Below are 609 nucleotides of genomic sequence, written 5' to 3' on the forward strand. Positions count from 1 at the left end.
TTTTATTAAATCAAATCTTATTTAATCTTTTATATTCTTTATTATCTTTACTTAATGGATTAATAGTATTTCATATACCAATTGGTTTAATTGGTTTATCTAATTCAATAATAATTACCACCTACTTTCATGTTTTATAAAAATTAGAATTTTGTTTAATTTTTATATATTTTCTTGTATGTAAAGAATTTTTTAATAATTGTTTTCTTTCATATCTTCATTGTGTACTTCCAATTTCATTTTTAGATAAAGTTTTATATTCTTTTAATTTAAAAAAACCTTTTTCTAATCTATTAATAAAATGCATAGTTTTTTGAACATTAATATTATTAGGATAAATTACATTTGTATCTTGAGACCCGTAATACTTACCTTTTTTAGCTAATTCACTTTTAACATATTTTCTTAATTGACTTGGTAATCATTTTCTATTTCAAAATTTTCAAAATATAGTTCCAGCACCAGAACCATTTTTACCTTTAGCTTGTGTCATTAATATTCATATTTCTTGTGGAAATGTTGGATAAGTATAAGGACCATATCATATTTGTCTTTTATCATTATCACTTTGAAATAATGTTGTTAAAGTTCCAATTTTTAAATTTTTAT

At 20.4% G+C, this 609-nt stretch carries 1 protein-coding gene; it reads right to left on the bottom strand.

All coding sequences use genetic code 4. The features are described from left to right. Window positions 1–121 precede the first annotated feature (121 nt). Window positions 122–609, bottom strand: a 488-nt coding sequence (locus M0D11_RS06365) for a hypothetical protein (protein ID WP_252321133.1), incomplete at its 5' end; no start/stop codon positions are given.

Origin of the sequence: Spiroplasma endosymbiont of Lariophagus distinguendus (assembly GCF_023846195.1) — a bacterium.
Classification (GTDB): domain Bacteria; phylum Bacillota_I; class Bacilli_A; order Mycoplasmatales; family VBWQ01; genus Spiroplasma_E.